The organism is Streptomyces sp. NPDC054765 (assembly GCF_053612065.1).
The window spans coordinates 22,977-29,515 of the sequence record NZ_JBSHBP010000087.1 but is presented as its reverse complement, the minus strand read 5'-3'; the positions used below and the strand labels follow the sequence as shown (position 1 = coordinate 29,515).

The following is a 6,539-nucleotide window of genomic DNA, read 5'->3' as shown; positions in this document are numbered from 1 at the left end:
CCGCACGGGGGCCACCCGGGGGTCTCCCGGGCGCGGCGACCGGTCTCGCCGCGCCCGACCCGTGGCGGGCGCCAGGCCCGGGGCCCGGGGCCGAACATGCCGGGCGGCCTTCGACGGCCCGGTCGCCGGCCCCCGCCCCGCCGCAGGACCCCGCGCGCACCGCACCCCGCTCCGCCTGGCCCCGGGGCCACCCATTCCAGCTGTACCACCCTGCAGTCCACTGAGAGGTGACCGTCATGAACGTCCCGACCCGCGAAGAGATCGTTGCGCAACTCGCCGAGATCCTGGACGAGGTGGCCGGCGTCGTGCCGGCCGAGGTGACCGAGGAGAAGTCCCTGGTCGAGGAGTTGGACGTGGACTCGCTCGCGATGGCCGAGGTCATCGTCGTGGCGGAGGAGCGCTTCGGGGTCGCGCTGCCCGAAGAGGAGATGAAGGACATGCGCACGGTTTTGGACATAGTGATCCGGGTGGAGAAGCAGCTGGCGTCCTGAGGGCGGCACCCGGCCCGTGCGCTTCTGCCGGCCGCCGCACCCCGGCGGAAGCGCACCCGTACAAGGGATAGGAAAGGAGTCGGATTCCCGTCATCGGAAGGCCGGGTGCTGCTCGACTTGTGGTCGCCAGGGGTTCACCGGTCACGACCGGCCATACCTGGGCGAAATCTGGTAATGACCACTGGTAAACCGTAGTTGATTTTCTGTCGTTGCTTGTTGACGCACGCATAGACCAGGGTTACCTTGAGGATCTCGGCGGAGAAATCAAATCGATTCAGTGCACTGCTTTCCCGGATGTGACCGGTCCGGAAAGGAGACATGGTGCGAGGGGATCTATGCGGGGGGACCAGCCTTCCTGTGGCGCGTATTCGCTCAACCATGACGGTGGCCCGGCCAACGTACCTGGTCAGGGCGCCAGTTGGGATACGTCCCGCTCATCCGAATTAACCGATGGTTGTTTGCATATATTCTCGAACGTCCCCGTAGATATTCGGCAGCCAGGCTGTTTGGTGGCATTTCTGAAATGGCTGCTGCATTGTTCCCCGAGTGATATTCCGCTGACCCGGGACGGCTTCGGGCGACCGGTGTTCGCCGAACCGCCCGCCACCATCGGCTGGCCTCCGGGCACCCGCCTTTGCCTGGACGTCGCCGTGGACGCGGGCCGGCGGTTCCTGGCGCTGACCCGGGACCTTCCGGTGGCCCTGTCCGCGCACACCCTTCCGCGCGGACCGGTCAGCGAACTGCTGCTGCCCTTCACCCCGTTGGAGCGCGGGTACGTCCAGCAGGCCCCGGCGGGCCGGCGGGCACAGCGGCTGGCCCAGCTGTGGACCCGTAAGGAAGCGGCCCTGCGGCTCACCGGACGGGGTGAACTGGCCGCCGCCGATGCGATCGACGCGCTGGGCGGTGCGCGGGAGGGCCGGATCGTGATCCCCGGTTCCCCGGCACGCCCCGGCGGCACCGCCTACGTCCGGGATCTGCCCGCCGGCCCGCAGACCGTGGCCTGCGCGGCCACCTCCGCGCCGGCACCCGAGGTCCGCATCTGGTGGGTGAACTCCCCGGACGTAGCGGCCGGTTCTCCCGGCGGTCCGGCAGCCGGGGCGGACGGCGACCGGGCCACGGAGACCCCTACGGCATGAGCACCGCGTGTGGATCGGGTCCCTCGCCCGCACGGCCGCCGGCGCTCAGCTCGCGCCAGCTCTCCAGCGCCAGCCGGAAGGCGCCGGCCTTCTCGTAGCCCTCGGCGGCCTCCTTGAAGTCGGCCTCCGCGGCCTCCTCGCCGCCGTCGGCGCGATGGGCGCGGGCCAGGTGGAGCAGACAGCGGGCACGGTCGAGGGGCGTCAGCCCGCCCGCGTCGGGGTCGATCGCGACGGCATGCCCGGAAGCCGCCACCGGCTTGTTGTGGCGCAGCGCCGCGGCGGTCTCCAGGACGGCCAGCCAGGTCCTGGCGGACGGGGTGTCGACGAGCACGGCGGCCTGCCGGGCCCGCGCCAGCAGGGCGTCGGCCTCGTCCGTCGGGCCCGCCGCGAGCGCCAGCATCGTGCGCGCGCGGGCCACCCGCAGCCGCAGCCGCATCCCGTCCGTCGTGGCGAGCATCCGCTCCGCCTCCGCCAGCAGTTCCAGCGCCCGGTCCGGATGCCCGCCGAGATACTGCGCACCGGCCACGGCCCACAGCGCGCTCGCCCGCAGTTCGCCGGCCGGCAGGGGCGCGACCTGCGTATACAGCTCCGCCCCGAGCTGCTCGGCGCGGCTCCACTCCCCGCTGTCGACGGACAGGGACAGCAGCGCCACCTGCGCCTGCGCCCGCTCCGGGCGGCCGGGCTCCAGCCCGCCGGTGACCCGCACCGCCTCCTCGGCGAAGCGGACGCCGTCCGAGAGGCGGCCCGCGGCCCGCAGCAGCTGGGCGAGTTCGATGGCGACGCGGGCGTGCAGCACGGGCGCGGAGCGGGTGAGGGGGTCGTCGAGCAGCCGGCGCAGCGCCGCTTCATGGCGGGCCGGTTCGTCGAGCCGCCCGAGGACGGTGGCCAGTTCCCAGTGCGCCTCCCAGCGCACCTCGTCCTGGTCGGCGCCGGCCTGCTCCACCACGGACTCCAGCTGCCGCCGGGCGGCGGGCCAGTCACCGGCCAGCTGGCTGGCGCGGGCGGCCACCAACTGGCCGACCAGACCGAGACGCTGGGTCAGGCGGTCGCCGGGCTCGTCGGTGGCGCGCAGCGCCTCGACCGTCGTGCCGAGGCGTTCCGCGATGGACCGGGCGATCTTGGCGCCGGGGATTCTGCGGCCGTTCTCGACCAGCGAGACATAGCTGGGGGAGAGATCGTCCCCGGCGAGGTCCCCCTGGGACAGACCCTGAGCGCGCCGGACCTCCCGCACTCGCTTACCGAAAGCAGGCTGCTCAATCGTCAAGAAAATCGCTCGCAGTTGAGTGGGACGGACGGTGACGGGGCGCGGACGGCTCGGGCAGATGGATCGTGATGAGCGCGAGTCTACTCATCGACGGCCCGCTCAGCGGCTTCTGTGGACGACCTGGCTCCCGGCAAAGAGTCAATTCTTGTCACTTGCGGAGGTCGCCATTCCCATTGCCCCCACGCGCGTATTGCGACAGCTGAGAGACGGACTCGGCTGCCCTTTGGGGCAGTGGGCGGGCAGTCGGGTGCCCGCACCGACCGGCAGGGGGCGGGGCCTCTTGTCACATCGGGCAGTCGAGTGCAATGACTATGCTTGACAATAAATGACAATTGGCTGACGCTGACCCTCCATGGACTACGCCCCGAGGAGGGACATATGAGCTCCGCTCCCGCATGGCCGACCGTGGCCGCCGAGCCGGAGGACAGCACCGACAGCCGACGTGCGGCAGCCGTGCACCGGGTCCGGGACTTCCTGGTGAACGACGCCGGTACCGTGCACGATCTGCTGTGCGAGATCTCCACCCACCGCGCCGCGCGCTATGAGATCGAGTCGACCGTCGCCACCCTCGACGGGGCCCTGGACGAGGTGGCCGCCCACCGGCCCGGCCGGGTCCCCCGGCTGGCCGCCTTCATGCCGTCGAACGTCATCCTCTACTCCTACGCCCTCTACCTCCTGGTGCCCGCGCTCTACACCGACCGTCTGGTCTTCCGCCCCTCCAGCCGCGTCAAGGACCAGATGCAGCGGCTGCACACCCTGCTGGCCGAGCAGCACGGTCTGCCCATCACCCTCACCGGCGCGAGCCAGCGGGAATTCCTGCAGGATCACGTACGCCCCGCCGATGTCGTGGTGTTCACCGGCGCCTACGCCAACGCCGAGCAGATCCGCGCCCGGCTCTCCCCCGGACAGCTCTTCCTCTTCCTCGGCTCCGGCGTCAACCCGTTCGTCGTCGCCCCCGGGGCCGATGTCGAGCAGGCGGCCCGCGACGCCATCGCCATCCGGGTCCTGAACACCGGTCAGGACTGCCTGGGCCCCGACCTGTTCAGCGTCCACGAGTCGCTGCTCGACCCGTTCACCGACGCCCTGGTCGGCGAGCTGAAGGGGCTGCGCTACGGCCCGTACTCCGACCCGGACGCCGACTTCGGGCCGATCTTCTACGAGAGCGCGCTGGAGGACGGCGCGCAGTTCCTCGCCCGCAACCGCGGCGGCATCGTGCACGGCGGGCATGTCGACTTCCGCGCCCGGCGGCTCGACCCCACCGTCGTCGTCGGTGAGGAGGTCTCTCCCCGCACGCAGGTGCCGGAGTTCTTCGCCCCGATCTTCAATATCGCCGGCTACCGCGACGAGGACGCCCTCGCCGCGACCCTCACCACCGGCATGTTCACCGAACGCGCCCTGGGCTCCAGTGTCTACGGCCACGCGCCCGCCCTGGTCGAGGCGCTGCGCCGGCGCACCACCGTCACCCTGGACACCACCCTGCTGTCCATCGACGACGGCAACGCCCCGTTCGGCGGCTACGGCCGGATGGCCAACTACATCTTCGACGGCGGAGAAGTACGGGCCGAGCCCGTCCTGATCTCCAAGGCCGTTGCCGAACACGGTCCGGGAGCCCGCCGATGACCCCGTACACCCACCCCACCGCCTGGGCCGCGATCGCCGACCACCTCCAGCACCTGGGCACCGAGGTGGTGTTCGGGCTGCCCGGCGACGACATGGCGCTGCTCGGGGAGCTGGAGCGGTCCGACACCACCGTGGTGCTCTGCCGTGACCAGCGCAATGCCCTGTTCATGGCGACCGGTTACGCGCTCGCCGCGGGCCGCCCCGGTGTGTGCGTGATCGGCAAGGGACCGGCGCTGACCAATGCGCTCACCGGCGTCCTGGAGGCGCGGTCCGCCGCCGTGCCGCTGATCCTCATCGCCGACGGCACCCGGCTCGACCGGCTCGGCACCGGTGCCTTCCAGGAGCTGGACCAGCTGACCGCGATCCGCCCGTACGTGAAGTGGGCGGCCCGCGTCGACCATGCCGAGCGGCTGCCCGGCGCGCTGGAAAAGGCCGCCGCGCTCGCCGTCAACGGCGCCCCGGGGCCGGTCTACCTGGAGCTTGCCGAGCAGATCGCCGCCGAACCGGTCCCCCGCAGCGGGCCGTGGCGCCCGGCCACACCCCAGCGGCCGGTCCCCGACCCGGACGCGCTGGCCGCCACCGCGGCCCGGATCGCCGCCGCCGAGCGGCCGTTGCTGCTGGTCGGCGGCGGCGCCCGGCACCGCAACACCGGCCGCCGCATCGAGCGCTTCGCCGAGCAGCTCGGCGCCGGCCTCTTCAGCACCGCCTCCGGCCGCGGCACGGTCGCCGAGGACCACCCGCTCCACTGCGGCGTCAGCGGCCTCTACACGGTCGCCCCGATGGACGCGCTGTGGCACGAGACGGACCTCGTCATCGCGCTGGGCAGCCGCCTGGAGGAGACCGCCACCTTCGGATGGCCGGAGGGCGCCGCTCAACCCCCGGTCATCCAGGCCGTGCTGGGGGAGGAGAGCCTCACCATGGAGCGGCCCGGCGGCCATGTGCTCGGTGACGCCGGACGGATCGTGGACGGCTGGGCGGGCCTGCTGGCCGGCCACCGGCCCGCCGACGCCTGGCCGGCCCGGATCCGTGCGGCGCGGGCGGCGCTGGCGCAGCGCGCCGCGGACCGCGCCGAGGAGGCCGGCAAGACGGTGTCCGAAGGGGCCGTGCCGGTCGCCCGGGTGCTGGCCGCCCTGGACCGCGCCGTTCCCGCGGACCGGATCCTCGTCCAGGAGAACGGCCTGCAGGACATGTGGTCGTACTTCTTCCCGCACTGGTCGCTCGGGTCCGCCGGCGGCTCCGTGGTCCCCAGCGAGCAGACCCCGCTGGGCTTCGGTGCGGCCGCCGCGGTGGGCGTACGGCTGGCCGCGCCGGCCGGGCGGCCGGTGGTCGCGGTGGTCGGTGACGGCGCCTTCAACCTCTTCCGCAGCGAGCTGCCCACGGTTGCCGACGCGGGCGCCGCCGTGCTGTACGTCGTCCTCGACAACGGCGGCTATGGCTGGTTGCAGTCCAACCTCGACCGGGTCTCCGGCACCGGCTCGCGCTTCGCCTTCACCCGGCCCCGCCCGACCGGCACCGAGGGCCTGACCGGTGCCTACGGCCTGGGCTACCGGCGGGTGACGGACGCGGACGAGCTGGCCGGGGCGCTGGCGGACGCCTGGCGGCAGGTCGCGGCCGGGACCACCACGGTGGTGGAGGTGGCGACCGCGCTCGCCGACACCCCGCCGGGGATGACCGCCTCCGCGGGCGACTTCCCGGAGCGGGAGGGCCACTAGGACCCCGCCTGCACGGTCCGGTCCGCCTCGCGTGAAGGACGGGACCGTGCAGACCCGCGCCGGCCGGCCCCGGGGCCGGCCGGCCGGCCCCGGGGCCCCGGGCCGTCGTCTTGGCACCGGCCGCCCCGGGCCGTCGTCCCTGTCCTGTGCCTGGACCCCACGGCTGTGCCTTGTTCGCCGTCGCGGCGAAGGAGCGTCCCCCGCGACGGTGCGGCGCCACGGCGGTGCGGGTCCGTCGGCATGCGGATCGGATGCAGATGCAGGAGGGCGGGCAGCGTCGCCGGTGCCCGCCGCCCGCACGAGGTGATCGCGTGCC

Annotated in this window: 5 protein-coding genes; 4 read left to right on the top strand and 1 reads right to left on the bottom strand. The window is 72.9% G+C overall.

What is annotated here, in order from left to right; genetic code table 11:
• Window positions 1-236 precede the first annotated feature (236 nt).
• Together ACWGJY_RS34055 and ACWGJY_RS34050 are read left to right on the top strand one after the other, a co-directional pair.
• Window positions 237-491 (top strand): acyl carrier protein, encoded by a 255-nt coding sequence (locus ACWGJY_RS34055; RefSeq protein WP_453264746.1) that lies wholly within the window; start codon window positions 237-239, stop codon window positions 489-491.
• A gap of 509 nt (window positions 492-1,000) precedes the next feature.
• Complete coding sequence (locus tag ACWGJY_RS34050; protein ID WP_453264745.1) at window positions 1,001-1,627, top strand: hypothetical protein; 627 nt, start codon at window positions 1,001-1,003, stop codon at window positions 1,625-1,627.
• Here ACWGJY_RS34050 and ACWGJY_RS34045 read toward each other — a convergent pair.
• Window positions 1,617-2,858, bottom strand: coding sequence for a helix-turn-helix domain-containing protein (locus ACWGJY_RS34045; RefSeq protein WP_453264744.1), 1,242 nt, complete (start codon window positions 2,856-2,858; stop codon window positions 1,617-1,619). The two genes, ACWGJY_RS34050 and ACWGJY_RS34045, sit on opposite strands and share 11 nt — an antisense overlap.
• Window positions 2,859-3,269: 411 nt before the next feature.
• Here ACWGJY_RS34045 and ACWGJY_RS34040 point away from each other — a divergent pair, with 411 nt between their 5' ends.
• Both ACWGJY_RS34040 and ACWGJY_RS34035 read left to right on the top strand, forming a co-directional pair.
• Window positions 3,270-4,511, top strand: coding sequence for an aldehyde dehydrogenase family protein (locus tag ACWGJY_RS34040; RefSeq protein WP_453264743.1), 1,242 nt, complete (start codon window positions 3,270-3,272; stop codon window positions 4,509-4,511).
• The gene (locus tag ACWGJY_RS34035) at window positions 4,508-6,223 is read left to right on the top strand and encodes a thiamine pyrophosphate-binding protein (protein ID WP_453264742.1); all 1,716 of its coding nucleotides are present in this window, start codon (window positions 4,508-4,510) and stop codon (window positions 6,221-6,223) included. Before ACWGJY_RS34040 ends, ACWGJY_RS34035 begins: the two co-directional genes overlap by 4 nt.
• Window positions 6,224-6,539: the final 316 nt, after the last annotated feature.

What these genes read in the sequence shown, in the direction of transcription:
- ACWGJY_RS34040 (WP_453264743.1), top strand. Translation starts at nt 3,270, where the DNA reads ATGAGCTCCGCTCCCGCATGGCCGACCGTGGCCGCCGAGCCGGAGGAC.
- ACWGJY_RS34055 (WP_453264746.1), top strand. Translation starts at nt 237, where the DNA reads ATGAACGTCCCGACCCGCGAAGAGATCGTTGCGCAACTCGCCGAGATC.
- ACWGJY_RS34035 (WP_453264742.1), top strand. Translation starts at nt 4,508, where the DNA reads ATGACCCCGTACACCCACCCCACCGCCTGGGCCGCGATCGCCGACCAC.